Below are 15,239 nucleotides of genomic sequence, written 5' to 3' on the forward strand. Positions count from 1 at the left end.
GGACGTATATAGCGCCAGTGGCGGTCGTCTCCTCGACTGGCTCGATCGCCCGACTTCGCCGTGACGAGGCGTTCGTGATCGGGTGTAAATCGTTTCAACGAGTACTCTAGCGATACGCCTTCTCGCCGGCTTCGATCGGCACCTCGAGCCAGTTTTCCATCGGCGGGAGCGGACACTCGTACAGATCGGAGTACGCACAGGTCGGACTGTACGCCTCGTTGAAGTCGAGGATCCAGGTGTCCTCACCCATTCGGTGTGGCTTCTCCTCGAGGTCGAGGTACCGGCCGGCGCCGTAGGTCTCTTCGCCGCTGGTCGTGTCGCGGAAGGGGACCCAGAGTCGCTCGTCGTTCGGGTCGGACTTGTACGCCTGGATGGTGACCTTCTCGCCGTCGACGGTGAACCGGAACTCGCCCCAGCGCAGGTACTCCTGCTCGCCGTCGGTGCTCGTCCCGACGACGACCCGTTCGGGCTCGTCGTAGCGGTGCAACGGCAGTTCGAACCGGTAGCCATCGTCGATCGGATAGTACTCGAGGCCGTCGAACGCGTCGCGTTCTTCGGGCGGGATCGGCGAGTGGGGATGCTCGGCGAAGTACTGGTCTTTCCCCTCGCGTTGCGTTTCGATCGTCCGCCGCCAGTCAGTCGTCATGGTGCACGTACGTGGGGCACGGCTGTAAATTCGGCACCTCGTTCTCGATTATCTCGAGTCGACGCCGTCGGTCCGCGTGCCTGCGACACACTCTGTCTCCCTCGAGCATCGACGCTCGAGGAACCGCTAGCTGTGCTGCTCGATCAGTCCCTCGAGCGTCGCGCGAGACTGGGCGCCGACCGTCCGCTCGACCGGCTGGCCGTCGGCGTAGAGCACGAGCGTGGGGACGCCACGGGCGCCCAGCTGTTGAGCGAGGCGCTGGTGGCGGTCGACGTCGACCTTCGCGACGGCGGCGTCGGTCTCCGCAGCCAGTGCCTGGATCGTCGGCTCGAGCAGCTGACAGGGCCCACACCAGTCGGCGTAACAGTCGACGAGGACGACCGGGTACGACGCGACGACCTCCTCGAGGTGGTTGGGGCCGTCGATCGCGATCGGCTCGCTCGGGCTCTCGGACCCGGCGCCGTGATTGCCGGGATCGGCTTCGTTCTCGAGTCGGCGTTGCAGCTCTCGTTTCTTCCGTTCACGGATCCGCTGTCGTTCGTCGTCGACGTCCATGGAGTCGCTCATCACGAGCCGATACGCACTCGGTCGCCATAACAGTTAGGTGAGGTTCGTGCAATAGCGATTGGAAGAGAAATTGCACACCCGACCACGAACGTCCGCCAGCCTCAGTCTCGTTGCCGGGGCTGGCTGCTCGGCTGTAATCGAGTGGAAACCGTTCCAATGACGACGATCGCTCTGCCCCAGCGGTACCACCTCGAGTAGGCGCTCGCGTGGTCTGAACGTGGTTGCGAGACGACGGCAACGATTCGAACCACATGGCCGTCTCGCTCGAGCATCGCGGCGAACACAGGGCGGGTTCCTCATCGGTTGCCGAACGGACCATCGCATCCGCTGCTCTCGTACGCGAAGGGAGGAAACTATATTGTGAATATTGTGCAATACTATATTAAATACTACTCTGATTATGTTCGGTAGAGCAGAGGAGACACGTGAAAATTATTGATCGATGAGACTGTTGTGCGATCTTCGAGGTCGATCGCTATTCAAATGCCGTGCGAAATGGGCTTAGAGCGCCTGGAGGACGAGATCTGTTGATAGGAACCCAAATATATTCCCATAACTTATTAGAATATTCCAGTAGGATAGTAGTGGGATAGGTGGTAGTAATATTGTACAATTAGCCCAAAAGCGTTATACGCTACCCCGGGGTAGAGAGTACCGAGTAGAAACCCATGATTCACACACAACCGAACGCAGACGGGGGTCGATACCTGTGATCGGCATCGAAGGGCTCTCGCCAACCGTGCAGGCAGCCGTGCTCGTCGGTGCCGTACTCGTCGAGGCAGTCGTGCTCTACGTCGGCTACGGCGCCGTCGAACGCGTCGCAGCACCACCCCTGATCGAAACGATCACGAGGAAGTAACATGGAGCTCTTTGGAATCGCACTCACGACGATTGCGCTGTTCGTTAGCTTCGGCTTCATGGTCGGCATCCTGTTCGGCTTTTTCGGCATGGGCGGGTCGTTCCTCGTGACGCCCGCGCTGCTGGTGATGGGCTACCCCGCTCGGGTCGCCGTCGGCAGTGGAATGGCGTTCGTGTTCGGGACGGCCGTCATCGCGACGCTGAAACACCACGACCTGGGCCAGGTCGACTACAAACTCGGCGGCCTGATGATCGTCGGGACCGTCACCGGCATCGAGGTGGGCCGCATGCTCGTGTTCCACCTCGAGGAGCTCGGGACGGCCGAGATCATCATCGGCGTGATGTACGTGCTGTTGCTCGGGAGCATCGGCGCGTTCGTCACCTACACCGCGCTGAAAGACGACGGCAGCGGTGGCGGCGGTGGCCACCACGATCCGGACGCCGAGATCGATCCGGACGACATCCCCGACATCGCGAAGAAGATCCAGTCGTACCACCTCCCGCCGATGATCACCCTCCGCGGTGGCGTCCAGGTCTCGCTGTGGATGATTCTCGCCGTCGCGCTCGTGACTGGACTGCTGTCGGGCTTCCTCGGCGTCGGCGGCGGCTTCATCCGCATGCCCGCGATGTTCTATCTCATCGGCGTGCCGGTGCCGGTTGCGGTCGGGACCGACCTCTTCGAGATCGTCATCTCCGGCGGAGCCGGTGCGTTCCTCTACGCCCAGGGCGGCGGCGTCGACCTCACGATCGTCGGCCCGCTGCTCGCCGGGAGTGCACTCGGCGCACGGATCGGCTCGGCGGCGACGGCCATCGTTGACGAGAGCGGGATCAAGATCTACTTCGGGCTGATGCTGCTCGGCGGTGCCGTCGCCGTCGCCGTCGGCGAACTCGCCAACGCCCTCGCGCTCGAGGTCCTGAACACCGTCAGCTTCGTGATGATCATGGGCTCGGCGCTACTGGTCAGCGGAGCCATCATCTACAGTACGATCACGACCCTCCGTACTGAAGCCGCAGAAGCGCCGTCGACGGGTTGAGCACTTTCTCCGCTCGACCACGGTTCGGCAACCGGCATTGTACACGATACACAAAACCCTTTTAGCACCGCATCCCCTATTGCCGGCAAGACGATGGCAAACTCGATGTCCGAATACCTGCAGCAAGACATGCAGTGTGAGGGGCTGCTGGAGTGTATTCACGGTCTCAAACAGCTCGACAAGGAGTGTTTCCGTGCGCTCGTCGAGAGCGACGAACCGCTGACGATCGACGAGGTCGCCGAACGCGTCGATCGCGAGCGATCGACCGCGTACCGCTCGATCCAGCGGCTGCTCCAGACCGGCTTCATCCAGAAAGAACAGGTCAACTACGACCAGGGTGGCTACTACCACGTCTACTACCCGACCGACCCGAAGCAGATCGCCGACGACATGCAGCGGATGCTCAACGACTGGTACGCCAAGATGGGCCAGCTCATCCAGGAGTTCGAGGATAAGTACGACCAGCGGGTCGAGGAAGTGATGGCCGAAAACTGAGCCGGAGCGGGCGTCAACAGGAGTTCGACTCTCACTTCGATTTGCACATCTCTTCCTCTTTTTCCCACTACTGTTCAGAGACAGGGTTCGTCGAGTGACTAGTCGACGAACGGCTGTGCTCGGCTTTCAGCACCGTACTGAACCGCATTACCGGCGTTCGATCCGGGCCACCAGGCTGAACTGCGGCGCAAAGCACCGTGCTCGAGCGGAGCGGGTTACGACGTTCGTCGACCCCAGATGAGCCGACAGTCGAGCCACCGCACGCCCGATATTGTATGGTGTTTCCAAAACTGTTAAAACGGTCGGGGCCGTAGGTGAGCGTGATGTCACAGAACCCAGCCGAAGTTCCGAGCGAACCCGTCGCGATCGAGGACGAGTCACACCTCGAGGAGGTCGTCTCCGAGTACGACGTCGTCCTCGTCGACTTCTACGCCGACTGGTGTGGGCCCTGCAAGATGATCGAACCGGTTCTCGAGGGACTCGCACGCGAAACCGACGCTGCGATCGCGAAAGTCGACGTCGACCAGCATCAGATCCTCGCCGGACAGATGGGCGTCCAGGGCGTTCCCACGCTCTTGCTCTATGCTGACGGCGCACAGGTCGAGCGGGTCGTCGGTGTGCAGCCGGCCGAACGACTCAAGGCGATGATCGAGAACCACAGCGAATGAGCGCCGAAACGCACGAACTCGTCGTGGTCGGCTCCGGCGTCGCCGGCCTCTCGGCGGCCGTCTACGCCGCCCGGGCCGACCTCGAGCCGGTCGTCCTCGAGGGCCCCGAGCCCGGCGGCCAGCTCACGCTAACGACCGAGGTCGAGAACTACCTCGGCTTCCCCGAGGGGATCGGCGGCATGGAGCTAATCCAGCGCGGGAAAGAACAGGCTGAAGCGTTCGGTGCCGAGTTCGTCCACGCGACCGTCGAGTCGGCCGCCCTCGAGGACCGCCCGTTCGCCCTCGAGCTGTCGACCGGCGACACCCTGCGAACGCGGGCGCTGATCGTCGCGACCGGCGCGAGCGCCCGCTGGGTCGGTGCCGAGAACGAAGATGAGCTGATGGGCTACGGCCTCTCGACGTGTGCGACCTGTGACGGCGCGTTCCACCGTGGCGACGACGTGCTCGTGATCGGCGGCGGCGACAGCGCGATGGAGGAGGCGCTCTTTCTCGCGAAGTTCGCCGACTCGGTCACCGTCGTTCACCGCCGCGACGAACTTCGAGCCTCCGAGATCATGGCCCGTCGCGCGCTCGAGCACGAGCAGATCGAGTTCCGCTGGAACGCGGAACTGCTCGAGATCCACGGCAGCCAGGACGAAGGCGTCACCGGCGCGACGCTGGTGAGCCACCCCGACGGCCACCCGACGGAGCGCCTGGAGGAAAGCGCGTCGCGTACCGACGCGGAAAGTCGAGCGGTGGAGCCGCGAGACGGCGAGGAAGTCGAACGCGAGGAAGTCGACGTCGGCGGCATCTTCTACGGCGTCGGCCACGTTCCGAACACGGCGTTCCTCGAGGACACACCCGTCCCGCTCGACGAGGACGGTCACCTTCTCACAGAGGACGGAATGACGACCGAGACGGCCGTCCCCGGCGTCTTCGGCGCCGGCGACGTGATGGACCCCAAATACCGACAGGCAGTCACCGCCGCAGGGACCGGAAGTATGGCCGCCCTCGACGCGGAAGGCTGGCTCGACCAGGAGGCGGCCGAGCGACTCGAGGCCTCCGCCCCCGCGTAAGCGCCTCGACCTCGCGTCGCCGTCGGGATCGGCGTGTTGAAGACGCGCCGCCGAGACGACGCATTCGAGTGACCCGATAGTATGCAACCCACCGACCTTCGCGCAGCGATTCCTGCCCTCGAGCACGGCGTCTACTTCAACACGGGTGCGAGCGGCCCGAGTCCGCGCCCCGTCGTCGAGGCGATCGAGTCGGCGCTCGAGCACCACGAGTACGAGGCCCCGGCGAACGAGGGGATGTACACGTCGGCGTTCGATACCTACGACTCGACTCGAGCCACGGTCGCCGACTTCGTCGGCGCCTCGCCCGACGAGATCGCGCTGACGGCGAGCACGACCGACGGCATCAACCGCGTCGCTGGCGCGATCGACTGGAACGAGGGTGACGTCATCGTCCGGACCGACCTCGAGCACTCGGCCGGTATCCTGCCGTGGCGCCGCCTCGAGCGCGAGTCCGGGGTCGAAGTTCGGGTTCTCGAGACCGAGGCCGGCTACCTCGACCTCGAAGACGTGAAAGCCGTGGCGGCCGACGCCGACCTGTTCTGCGTGAGTTCGCTCACCTGGAGTCACGGCACCCGACTGCCGATCGGCGACCTCGTCGAGATCGCCCACGACGCCGGCGCGCGAGTACTCGTCGACGCCGTCCAGGAGCCCGGCCAGACCGCCCTCGACGTCGGCGAGTGGGGAGCCGACTTCGTCGCCGCTGCGGGTCACAAGTGGTTGCTCGGCCCGTTCGGCGCCGGCTTCCTCTACGTCCGCGAGGGCGTCGAACGTGACCTCGTCCCGAGCGCGATCGGCTATCGAAGCGTCGAAGACCCCAACGCACCCGACTACGAGTACGCCGCCGGTGCACGGCGATTCGAGGTCGGCACGGCGAGTCCCGCTCCGTACGCCGGCCTCGAGGCCGCCATCGACGTGATCGAATCCGTCGGCCTCGAGACGATCGAACGGCGCATCGAGACGTTGACCGACCGGCTCAAGGCGGGCGTCCCCGAGGAACGGCTGCTCAGCCCCCGCGACTTCGAGTCAGGGCTCGTGACGATCGACGTCGACGAGCCGGAGACGACGGTCGGGCGGCTCTCGGACGCGGGGATCACCGTTCGATCACTCCCCTATCCTGACGCGATCCGGGCCTCGGTCCACGCGTTCAACACTGCCGCGGACGTCGACGCGCTGCTCGAGGCGCTGGCTCCCGACCTACCCTAGCGCTCGTAAACGGGCCTGCGCTTGACGTCCTCGACCGAGGTGAGTTTCTCGAGGGTTCGAGCGATCTCCGAGAGGTTCGCGGTCTGTTCTTCGGTCGCCGCCGCCACCGATTCGGTCTCGGCGGAGACGCGATCGGCCGTCCGTGACGACCGTTCGGCCGTCGCGTGGATCGCCTCCGCGCTGGTCGCCTGGCTGGCTGCGGCGACGGCAACTTCCTCGATACCGTAGGTCACTTCCGAGACGGCATCGTGGATCTGGTCGAGGTCTGCAATCGCAGTTTCGACGCGTTCGGTCCCCTGGTCGAGTCGATCGGTCGTCTCTTCGACGGTCTCGACGGTCTCTGCCGTGACCGACTTGATTCCCGTGACCTCGGTTTCGATGTCGGTCAGGTCCTGGGCCGCCTCCTCGGCGAACGATCTGACCTGAGTCGCGATCACCTCGAGCGTCTCCTGGGTCGCGTCGCCACGTCTCGACTCGACGGTGGCGTTCACCGCGAGTACCTTCGTCCGTTCCGTGAGGTCGTTGACGTGATCGATCACGTCGTCGATCGCCTTCGTTCGCGCCTCGAGCCTGGAGACGGCGTCGGTCAGCTCCGCGGTGACCTCTTCGACGGCTGCCAGCTCCTCGAGCGCTGCGTCGGCCTGTTCGACGCCGTCCTCGGCGAGCGATTCCGCCCGATCGCCCACTTCCTTGACCTGGTCGGCGGTCGCCGCGATCTCCTCGATGCTCGCGCTCAAGGACTCGATCTCGTCGGTGATCGCGTGCGTGTCGTCGGCCTGGCTCGCCGCGAGGTCGTTGATCTCCTGGGCGCTTTCGGCAACCGACATTGACGCCCGGTCGAGTTCCTCGATCGGCTCGTGGACGTCGCGCCTGACGCCGTAGGCGAGGGCCTTTCGTCGCTCGACCTCCCGGTCGAGCTTCTGGGTGTAACTCTCGTAGTAGGTGTCCGCCGCCACCTGCAAGTCGAGGTTGACGATCCGGAGCACCGCGAGGACGTCCGCCATCCCGTCGTGAATCGCCTCACGAACGGCTCGCTCGAGCGACGGGTCGAGGCCTCCCTCCTCGTCTTCGCCCTCGTCGGTAAAGCCGCGAAAGCGGTCGACGATCCGGGACTGGAACGAGTCGTCGCTCGCGTCCATCTCCTCGTCGACCCACTCCTCGATGGCGTCGACGGTCCGCGTCTGAACGCGTTCGTCGATCTCAGAGAGGATCAGGTCGTAGTAGACGCCGTACTGGCCGACGTAGTACTTCATCGGCATGTCGAGGATTTCGTGGAGTTTGCCGATGCGCGCGCGGTTCCGGAAGTACTCCTCGTCGTACTCACCCGTCGCGAGCGAGACCAGATAGGCGCGCTGGGTCTGTTTCAGCGCCTCGATTCCTTTCGGCGACCGACCGATCACCTCGAGCGTGCCGTCGTGGTGGGTCAGGTTCTCGTAGAAGTCGTCGGCGATCTCGTTCTGGCGGTCGCGAAACAGCGGCTCGAGATTCGAGAGTCGACGCTCGTCTTCGTCGTCGAAGCCGATGAACGCTTTTCGCCAGGCGATTTCGTCGGCATCGAGATCGATGTCGTCGAGAAGTGCGTCGGGATCGACGTGTTGATTTAGTTCCCCATCCCCAAAAATCGTCATTGGATCCATACATTGTACCCCGCTGGACAATCATTTCAATATTAAGAAACTGATCCAGTGTTTACGATCATAGATGATCACCGTATTCTCGACAGGGTGGCCGCTGGATCGCGAGCAGAAGTGCAACGACGTTCAGTGGCTACGAGAGGAAGCCGCCCAACCGGAGTTCGTCGGTCCCGCTCCCCAATATTGTACAATCTGCGAAATACTTTAATCGGGTGCCTCCGTACGGCCCTGTATGGACGAGACGTTCGTCATCGTCGGCGGAGACGCAGCCGGAATGAGCGCGGCGAGCAAGGCGAAACGTGACGACCCCGACCTGGACGTGATCGTCTTCGAGAAAGGCGAGTGGGTCTCCTACGCCGCCTGCGGGATGCCCTACTACGTCAAAGGCGAGGTCGAGGAACTCGAGGACCTCGTCGCGGTGACGCCCGAGGAGTTCGTCGAGAAGCGCGATATCGACCTCCGGACTGGTCACGAGGTCGTCGCGATCGACCCCGAAGAGCAGACGGTCACCGTCGAGGCCGACGGCGACCGCTTCGACCAGCCCTACGACCACCTGCTGATCGGCACCGGCGCACGCGCGATCGAGCCGCCCTTCGACGGAATCGACCTCGAGGGCGTGTTCACGATCCACGACATGGACGCGGCCGACGCCATCGACGACTACGTCGACGAGCGCGCGCCCGAGACGGCCGCGATCGTCGGCGGCGGCTACGTGGGCATCGAGATGGCCGAGGCACTCTCAGCCCGGGGCCTCGAGGTCTCGATCTTCGAGATGCTCCCCCGGACGCTCCAGCCGTTCGGCGAGGAGACCGCCCGCGTCGTCGAAGAGCACCTCCGCGAGGAAGGTGTCGAGTTGCACCTCGAAACGGCCGTCTCCGGCTTCGACGGCGAGGAGCGAGTCGAGGCGGTGACACTCGAGGACGATGAGGTTCCGGCGGACCTGGCGATCGTCGGCGTCGGCGTCGCCCCGAACGTCGACCTCGCCGAGGAGGCGGGGATCGAACTCGGGCCGACGGGTGCCATCGCGACCGACGAGTACGGCCGGACGAGCGAAGACGACGTCTACGCAGCAGGCGACGTCGCCGAGGCGACGAACGTCGTCACCGGCGAGCCGGATCACGTGCCGCTCGCGCTGACGGCCAACCGCGCGGGGCGGGCGATCGGAGCCACCGTCGCCGGCTCGCCAACGCTCACCGGCGGGACGGCCGGCACGGCGATCGTGAAGGCGTTCGAGCTCGGCGCGGCCCGGACGGGTCTCGTCGACGAGGAGTCCGCCAGTGAGGCCGGCTTCGATCCCGTCTCGGTCACGATCGAGGCGCCGACGCGCCCACACTACTACCCCGGCTCGACCGACCTCACCATCACGCTGGTCGCCGACCGCGAGAGCGAGCGCGTCCTCGGGGCGAGTCTCGTCGGCCGACAGGGGGCCAAACGCATCGACACCGTCGCGACCGCGCTCCACGCCGAGTTGACCGTCGCCGAACTCGAGGGCCTCGACCTCGCGTACGCCCCGCCCTTTAGCCCGACCTGGGACCCGGTCCTCACCGCGGCGAAGGTGTTGAACGGCCAACTCGAGTAATTCGGCTCACAGCCGGAGTGTCGGAATCGGAGTCAGGCTTTTCAACGGTGTGTGACAACGTAGAGACGTGAACGACTTCGAATCACGCCGGTTTCGGCAACTCGTACTCGTCGGCTCGCTGGGCGCGATCGCTCTCGTTACGGGGGCACGGATCGGTGAGTACGAGTCGAGTCCATGGGGCTGGGTCGTGGCGTTCGCGATCGGCGCAGCCGTCATGTTTGGCCCGGTCGCGTGGGTCGTCCGTGACCGAATTCCCGACGAACGACGCGAGCGGCTCAGTTACGTCGTCTCCGGCGTCGTGCTGCTCTGTGTCCCGATCTTCCTCGGGCTCGGACTCGTCGTTGGCGGCTTGCTGTTCTTCCTCGACGTCGTCGTCCTCGGGAGTATCGTCGGCCTCGCAGTCGTGTCGGCCGTCGAGCGAACGGCCGTCCCAGAGCGGCTTTGCGCCGCTGTTCGGTAGCGCGCTGGACCGGCCGTTCGACTGGAGACTACGGCGTGGAGCCGAGGACGCCGAGTCTGGATCCAGAAGAGCAAGACAGATACGAGATCCGTCCTAACTCCCGACAATGGCTACCGCAGCTGCGCAACGACGGTTGCGAGAGAACACGCTCGGGGTGACGATCCTCCTGACGGTCGTCGGCTACGCGCTGGTTATCGGGACGTTCCTGCTCGACCTGCCGATCTACCCGGAGCTCACGGAAGCGCAGGTGGACCTGTTTACTCACCTCATCGCGGTCATCAACCTGACGACGACGGTGCTGCTCGTCCTCGGCTGGTACTGGATCCGGGCGGGCGAGGTCGACAAACACCGGCTGGCGATGGTCGGCGCGTTCGTGCTCATCCTGCTGTTCCTGGTGCTCTATCTCACCAGGGTCGGCGGCGGCGGCGGGGAGAAGCTCTTCGACGGCCCCGAGCTCGTCCGCTACGCGTATCTCGTCATGCTGGCCGTGCACATCCTCCTCTCGATCGTGGCCGTTCCAGTCGTACTGTACGCGTTGCTCCTCGGGCTGACTCACACCCCGGCGGAGCTCCGTCGAACCGCCCACGCCCGGATCGGCCGGATCGCCGCCGCGACGTGGATCCTCAGCCTCGTGCTCGGCGTCGTCACCTACCTGCTGCTCAACCACATCTACGGCTACACGTACTGACTTCACACTCGAGGAACGGATGATGAGGTGACGGATATGGGTCGGATTTTTGCTCCTCGCCCCGCTACCGGTGGTCGTGAGCGCGAACACAACACTCGGCGAGGACTGCAAGGAACACCTCGAGAAGGCACTCGAGGCGGACGATCCGTCGGAGAAGGATTTTCACATCCGCCACGTCCTGCAGGTGTGTGGCGTCGATACCCGATCGGACGACGAGACGTAGTCGGGATCGGCGTCCACGCCAGCCCCCAGTGGATGCGAGCGCCGCCTACGCGTCGTCCGCCCGCCAGCCCCCAGTGGATGCGAGCGCCGCCTACGCGTCGTCCGCCCGCCAGCCCCGCGGGGAGTCGTTGAGCCGTTCGGCGCCGTCCTCGGTGACGACGACGAGGTCCTCGATCCGGACGCCGAACCGGCCCTCGAGGTAGATCCCGGGCTCGACGGAGAACACCATTCCGGGCTCGAGTTCGCGGTCGTTGCCCGCGACGATGTAGGGCGGTTCGTGAACCTCGAGGCCGACGCCGTGGCCGGTGCGGTGGACGAAGGCGTCGCCGTAGCCTGCCGCCTCGATGACCGAGCGGGCGGCACGGTCGATCGAGCCGGCGGTGACCCCCGGCTCGACGGCGTCGACGGCGGCCTGCTGTGCCTCACAGACGATCGCGTGGACCTCCCGGTACTCGGCGGGTGGCTCGCCCGCGAAGACGATCGTTCGCGTCTGATCGCCCGGATAACGGGCCGTCCCCGACTCGAGGTCGGCCTCGACGTACGCGCCGAAGTCGAGGACGACGGGATCGCCGGCTTCGATCACCCGGTCGCCGCTGTGGTGGTGTGGCCGCGCGCCGTTGGGACCCGACGCGACGATCGGTGAGAACGAGGGAGCTCCGCCGCCGTGCTCACCCAGCAGCCGACCGATGTCGTCGGCGAGGGCGGCCTCAGTCGTCCCGACGAGTTCCTCGCAGCGGGCTCTGAGCGTGAGCGAAACGCGATCTGCGATCTCGCCCGCCCGACGGAGCGCCTCGAGTTCGACGTCGTCCTTTCGCAGGCGGAGCGCCTCGAAGACGACGCTCGCGAGGTCGAAGGAGGCGTCGGGGAGCAGCCGCCGAAGGTCCTGGGTGAACAGCGCCCACATCCGATCGTCGACGAGGACGGAGCCGTCGCGGATTCCGCGGTCAGAGAGCACGTCCTCGAGCAGCGCGACCGGGTCGTCGCCGTCGTCCCAGAGACGAACGTCCTCGACGGGCGTTTCGGCGAGCTGTTCGGCGTACATCGTGGGGGCGACGAACGCTGGAGCACCGACGGTCGGGAGGACGAGCAGCAGGTGTCGTTCGGATGGCGACTCCTCGAATCCGGTGAGGTACGTGAGGTTCGAACTCGGGAAACAGACGACCGCCTCGGCGCCGGCCGCCTCGAGTCGTCGTCGACAGTCACGGAGTCGTCGGTCGAACGGATCGGTCATAGTGGCCGTTCGCACCCCCGACAGATGAACGTTCGTGGACCGCCGAACGGTACAGTAGTCGTTCCTTACGGCTCGAGCCGGTGCGTACGGCCTGAACCGGTGGTCGTAGACCGACGGCCGGTCTATCCCGCCTCGAACGGCTGGCCGAACGCACCATGATAAACAAAACCATACCACAGTAAACCACATCATACTTCCCACTGCTGTGATCCGTCGGATTCGACGACCGAAATCCCCTCCCTATTAGAGTACCCTGAGCCTGCAGGGAGGGAACGAACCCGTGGTGCAGGTGTTCGGTCGTGGCAGATGCCTCACAACGAGGATCGAGAATCACCGACGAGCGACGGTGGCGACGGACGAACGGGACCGGCTGACGACGTCGGACCGACGGGTGCGGACTCGTTCGTCGTCGTTTCGAACCGACAGCCGTACCGGCACGAGTACGAGTCGTCGGCCGACGACTCGAGCGTGACCGGTGGCGGACCGGCGTCCGGCGACGCCAGCACGGCCGGCGGCTCGTCGATGATCACTCGAGCGACGGACGCACGGACGATCAGCGTGGACCGTCCGACGGGTGGTCTGACCGCGGGGCTCGACCCCGTGTTGCAACGGGCTGGCGGCACCTGGATCGCCTGGGGCGACGGCGCCGCCGACCGCGAGGTGACCGACGACGACGGCTGCGTCCGCGTGCCGCCCGAAACCGAGGACTACACGCTGAAGCGGGTGTGGCTCTCCGAGGAGGCGGTCGACGCCTACTACCGCGGGTTCAGCAACCGGGTTCTCTGGCCGCTGTGTCACGAGTTCCCCGGGGTCGTCGAGTCTCGACCGGGCGACCTCGAGTGTTACCGGTCCGTCAACAAGGAGTTCGCCGACGCCGTCGTCGAACGCGTCGACGAGGACGCGGTCGTCTGGCTCCAGGACTACCACTTCGGGCTCGCACCGGCGATGATTCGGGCGGCCGTCCCCGACACGGTGACGATCGCGCAGTTCTGGCACATCCCGTGGCCCTCAGCCGACGTCTTTCAGCACTGTCCCGCCAGGGACGAACTGCTCGAGGGCCTGCTCGGGAACGACCTGCTCGGCTTCCACGTCGATCGGTACTGTGAGGCGTTCCTCGAGTGCGTCGAGCGGTTCGTCCCCGGCGCGAACGTCGACTGGGGCCGCCGGGCCGTCCGGTACGGCGGGTCCGAAACGCGGCTCGTGGCGGAGCCGATGGGCGTCGACGCGGCGGCGTACGATCGAACGTGCCGGTCAGTCGACGTGGACCGCTGGGAGTCGTTCCGGACGCAACACGACATACCAGCGGGGAACGCGATCGGCCTCGGCGTCGACCGGCTCGACTACACCAAGGGCATTCCGGAGCGACTTGCAGCCGTCGAGCGTCTCTTCGAGCGCAGCCCGGAGTGGCGCGGCGAGTTCACGTTCGTCCAGAAGTCGACGCCGAGCAGAACGGAGATCCCGGCGTACGAGGGACATGGCGAGTACGTCCGAAACGAGGTCGAGCGGATCAACGATCGCTTTGGAACCGACGACTGGCAGCCGATCGTCTACACCGAGGAGTACCTCGATCACGAGGCGCTCTGTGCGCTCTACCGCCGCGCGGACGTGATGATCGTCAGCCCGCTGGTCGACGGGATGAACCTCGTCGCCCAGGAGTACGCCGCCTCCTGCGTGGACGGCGACGGCGCGCTCCTTCTGAGTCACACCGTCGGGAGCCACGACCTCCTCGGCGACTCGGCGTACACGATCGACCCGAGACGGCGGGAGGCGTTTTCGGAGACGCTCGAGACGGCACTGTCGGCCCCGTCGTACGAACGAGCGCAACGGCTGACCGACCTCCGTGAGCGGGTGTTCGAGAACGACCTCGAGTCGTGGATGGACGCCCAGTTCGACGAGCTGAGCCGGCTTCACGGCTCGAGCGTGATCGCCGGGAGACCGGATGGTCGGCCACAACGGAGGTGAGCCGAATGTCGAAGACGGAGCCGCGGTCGATCGCCGAGCGGCTGCCAGCACTCCGGAACGACCTCCGCGAGGCATCCGAACTGCTCGTCTGCCTCGACTTCGACGGGACGCTCGCCCCGATCGTCGACGAGCCGGACGACGCGACGCCGACGCCGGCGAACGCGGCGGCGCTCGAGGCACTCGCTGCTGAGGAGTCGGTCTCGACGGCGATCGTTAGCGGGCGCGCGCTGACCGACGTCCGCCAGCGGGTCGACGGGCCGTCGACGTTCGCGGGCAACCACGGCCTCGAGCTCGAACGCGACGGCTCGGTCGGAGTCCATCCCGTCGCACGCGAGCGCGCGACGCTCGTCGAGGAGGTCTGTTCGGCGCTCGAGGTCGCGCTCGAGTCGATCCCCGGAGCCGCCGTCGAGAACAAGCGCCTGACCGGGACCGTTCACGTCAGATCGACCCCACCTGCGGCGAGACCGGTCGTCGAACGGCTCACGAAAGCCAGCGTCGAGCGGTTCGGAGACGACGCGCTCGACCTCTCGAGGGGGAAGCGGGTCCTCGAGCTCGGCCCGTCGGTACCGTGGGGAAAAGGCGACGCCATCGAACTCCTCCAGGAGCGCCGAAGCGACGGGGCGTACACGATCTACGTCGGCGACGACGTCACCGACGAGTCGGCGTTTCGCGCCGTCGAGCCCGACGGACTCGGTGTCAGAGTGGGCGACGACCGCCCGACGGCGGCCTCCTGCCGGGTCGCGTCGCCGACGGCGGTCGCGACACTGCTGCGCTGGCTCGCGACCGTTGGCGTCGAGCTACTCGAGGGACGAACGCGACGACGCTCCGTTGCACCGGCGCTGCGTGCACCAGGCGGCTACGTTGGCACTCGGCTCGGTGCGTCCTCACTGTCGACTGGGTGGATGGGGTCAGACGAAGGGTAGGTGATTCGAGTACC

16 protein-coding genes are annotated in these 15,239 nt (G+C 65.7%); 12 read left to right on the plus strand and 4 right to left on the minus strand.

The window, feature by feature from the left end; all coding sequences use genetic code 11:
- Nucleotides 1-106: 106 nt before the first annotated feature.
- On the minus strand, nucleotides 107-646 hold the full coding sequence (locus NMQ09_RS12485) for a DUF1684 domain-containing protein (RefSeq protein ID WP_255190909.1): 540 nt from the start codon (nucleotides 644-646) through the stop codon (nucleotides 107-109).
- 126 nt (nucleotides 647-772) lie between these two features.
- Nucleotides 773-1,213: a thioredoxin family protein gene (locus NMQ09_RS12490; RefSeq protein ID WP_255190910.1), complete on the minus strand. Its 441-nt coding sequence runs from the start codon at nucleotides 1,211-1,213 to the stop codon at nucleotides 773-775.
- A gap of 709 nt (nucleotides 1,214-1,922) precedes the next feature.
- On the opposite strand from NMQ09_RS12490, the gene NMQ09_RS12495 reads away from it, so the two are divergent.
- From NMQ09_RS12495 to NMQ09_RS12520, 6 genes are all read left to right on the plus strand, one after another.
- Nucleotides 1,923-2,072 carry a DUF7512 family protein gene (locus NMQ09_RS12495; protein ID WP_255190911.1) on the plus strand — a complete coding sequence of 50 codons (150 nt, stop codon included), beginning with the start codon at nucleotides 1,923-1,925 and terminating at the stop codon, nucleotides 2,070-2,072.
- Nucleotide 2,073: 1 nt separating this feature from the next.
- Nucleotides 2,074-3,105, plus strand: coding sequence for a sulfite exporter TauE/SafE family protein (locus tag NMQ09_RS12500; protein WP_255190912.1), 1,032 nt, complete (start codon nucleotides 2,074-2,076; stop codon nucleotides 3,103-3,105).
- 93 nt (nucleotides 3,106-3,198) lie between these two features.
- Entirely contained in the window at nucleotides 3,199-3,600 is a 402-nt protein-coding gene (locus tag NMQ09_RS12505) for a helix-turn-helix domain-containing protein (protein ID WP_255190913.1), read from the plus strand.
- Between the two features lie 323 nt (nucleotides 3,601-3,923).
- On the plus strand, nucleotides 3,924-4,268 hold the full coding sequence (gene trxA / locus NMQ09_RS12510; RefSeq protein WP_255190914.1) for a thioredoxin: 345 nt from the start codon (nucleotides 3,924-3,926) through the stop codon (nucleotides 4,266-4,268).
- Nucleotides 4,265-5,323, plus strand: coding sequence for an NAD(P)/FAD-dependent oxidoreductase (locus NMQ09_RS12515; protein WP_255190915.1), 1,059 nt, complete (start codon nucleotides 4,265-4,267; stop codon nucleotides 5,321-5,323). Before trxA ends, NMQ09_RS12515 begins: the two co-directional genes overlap by 4 nt.
- Nucleotides 5,324-5,404: 81 nt before the next feature.
- Entirely contained in the window at nucleotides 5,405-6,526 is a 1,122-nt protein-coding gene (locus NMQ09_RS12520) for an aminotransferase class V-fold PLP-dependent enzyme (RefSeq protein WP_255190916.1), read from the plus strand.
- Here the strand turns inward: NMQ09_RS12520 and NMQ09_RS12525 are convergent.
- On the minus strand, nucleotides 6,523-8,154 hold the full coding sequence (locus tag NMQ09_RS12525) for a protoglobin domain-containing protein (RefSeq protein ID WP_345781265.1): 1,632 nt from the start codon (nucleotides 8,152-8,154) through the stop codon (nucleotides 6,523-6,525). The genes NMQ09_RS12520 and NMQ09_RS12525 overlap by 4 nt on opposite strands.
- Nucleotides 8,155-8,392: 238 nt before the next feature.
- On the opposite strand from NMQ09_RS12525, the gene NMQ09_RS12530 reads away from it, so the two are divergent.
- The 4 genes from NMQ09_RS12530 (at nucleotide 8,393) to NMQ09_RS12545 (ending at nucleotide 11,110) form a co-directional block, all read left to right on the plus strand.
- Nucleotides 8,393-9,739 carry an FAD-dependent oxidoreductase gene (locus tag NMQ09_RS12530; RefSeq protein ID WP_255190918.1) on the plus strand — a complete coding sequence of 449 codons (1,347 nt, stop codon included), beginning with the start codon at nucleotides 8,393-8,395 and terminating at the stop codon, nucleotides 9,737-9,739.
- 67 nt (nucleotides 9,740-9,806) lie between these two features.
- Nucleotides 9,807-10,199, plus strand: a complete 393-nt coding sequence (locus tag NMQ09_RS12535) for a hypothetical protein (RefSeq protein ID WP_255190919.1) — start codon at nucleotides 9,807-9,809, stop codon at nucleotides 10,197-10,199.
- A 106-nt stretch (nucleotides 10,200-10,305) separates the two neighbouring features.
- Complete coding sequence (locus NMQ09_RS12540; RefSeq protein WP_255190920.1) at nucleotides 10,306-10,887, plus strand: DUF420 domain-containing protein; 582 nt, start codon at nucleotides 10,306-10,308, stop codon at nucleotides 10,885-10,887.
- 76 nt (nucleotides 10,888-10,963) lie between these two features.
- Nucleotides 10,964-11,110, plus strand: a complete 147-nt coding sequence (locus NMQ09_RS12545; protein WP_255190921.1) for a hypothetical protein — start codon at nucleotides 10,964-10,966, stop codon at nucleotides 11,108-11,110.
- Between the two features lie 90 nt (nucleotides 11,111-11,200).
- Here NMQ09_RS12545 and NMQ09_RS12550 read toward each other — a convergent pair whose 3' ends face one another.
- Nucleotides 11,201-12,340 carry a M24 family metallopeptidase gene (locus tag NMQ09_RS12550; protein WP_255190922.1) on the minus strand — a complete coding sequence of 380 codons (1,140 nt, stop codon included), beginning with the start codon at nucleotides 12,338-12,340 and terminating at the stop codon, nucleotides 11,201-11,203.
- 306 nt (nucleotides 12,341-12,646) lie between these two features.
- Here NMQ09_RS12550 and NMQ09_RS12555 point away from each other — a divergent pair, with 306 nt between their 5' ends.
- Together NMQ09_RS12555 and otsB are read left to right on the plus strand one after the other, a co-directional pair.
- Nucleotides 12,647-14,302: an alpha,alpha-trehalose-phosphate synthase (UDP-forming) gene (locus NMQ09_RS12555; protein ID WP_255190923.1), complete on the plus strand. Its 1,656-nt coding sequence runs from the start codon at nucleotides 12,647-12,649 to the stop codon at nucleotides 14,300-14,302.
- Nucleotides 14,303-14,307: 5 nt separating this feature from the next.
- Complete coding sequence (otsB, locus tag NMQ09_RS12560) at nucleotides 14,308-15,225, plus strand: trehalose-phosphatase (RefSeq protein ID WP_255190924.1); 918 nt, start codon at nucleotides 14,308-14,310, stop codon at nucleotides 15,223-15,225.
- Nucleotides 15,226-15,239: the final 14 nt, after the last annotated feature.

Origin of the sequence: Natronobeatus ordinarius (assembly GCF_024362485.1) — an archaeon.
Classification (GTDB): domain Archaea; phylum Halobacteriota; class Halobacteria; order Halobacteriales; family Natrialbaceae; genus Natronobeatus; species Natronobeatus ordinarius.

What these genes read in the sequence shown, in the direction of transcription:
- NMQ09_RS12485 (WP_255190909.1), bottom strand. Translation starts at nt 646, where the DNA reads ATGACGACTGACTGGCGGCGGACGATCGAAACGCAACGCGAGGGGAAA.
- NMQ09_RS12490 (WP_255190910.1), bottom strand. Translation starts at nt 1,213, where the DNA reads ATGAGCGACTCCATGGACGTCGACGACGAACGACAGCGGATCCGTGAA.
- NMQ09_RS12500 (WP_255190912.1), top strand. Translation starts at nt 2,074, where the DNA reads ATGGAGCTCTTTGGAATCGCACTCACGACGATTGCGCTGTTCGTTAGC.
- NMQ09_RS12505 (WP_255190913.1), top strand. Translation starts at nt 3,199, where the DNA reads ATGGCAAACTCGATGTCCGAATACCTGCAGCAAGACATGCAGTGTGAG.
- trxA (WP_255190914.1), top strand. Translation starts at nt 3,924, where the DNA reads ATGTCACAGAACCCAGCCGAAGTTCCGAGCGAACCCGTCGCGATCGAG.
- NMQ09_RS12515 (WP_255190915.1), top strand. Translation starts at nt 4,265, where the DNA reads ATGAGCGCCGAAACGCACGAACTCGTCGTGGTCGGCTCCGGCGTCGCC.
- NMQ09_RS12520 (WP_255190916.1), top strand. Translation starts at nt 5,405, where the DNA reads ATGCAACCCACCGACCTTCGCGCAGCGATTCCTGCCCTCGAGCACGGC.
- NMQ09_RS12525 (WP_345781265.1), bottom strand. Translation starts at nt 8,154, where the DNA reads ATGACGATTTTTGGGGATGGGGAACTAAATCAACACGTCGATCCCGAC.
- NMQ09_RS12530 (WP_255190918.1), top strand. Translation starts at nt 8,393, where the DNA reads ATGGACGAGACGTTCGTCATCGTCGGCGGAGACGCAGCCGGAATGAGC.
- NMQ09_RS12540 (WP_255190920.1), top strand. Translation starts at nt 10,306, where the DNA reads ATGGCTACCGCAGCTGCGCAACGACGGTTGCGAGAGAACACGCTCGGG.
- NMQ09_RS12550 (WP_255190922.1), bottom strand. Translation starts at nt 12,340, where the DNA reads ATGACCGATCCGTTCGACCGACGACTCCGTGACTGTCGACGACGACTC.
- NMQ09_RS12555 (WP_255190923.1), top strand. Translation starts at nt 12,647, where the DNA reads ATGCCTCACAACGAGGATCGAGAATCACCGACGAGCGACGGTGGCGAC.
- otsB (WP_255190924.1), top strand. Translation starts at nt 14,308, where the DNA reads ATGTCGAAGACGGAGCCGCGGTCGATCGCCGAGCGGCTGCCAGCACTC.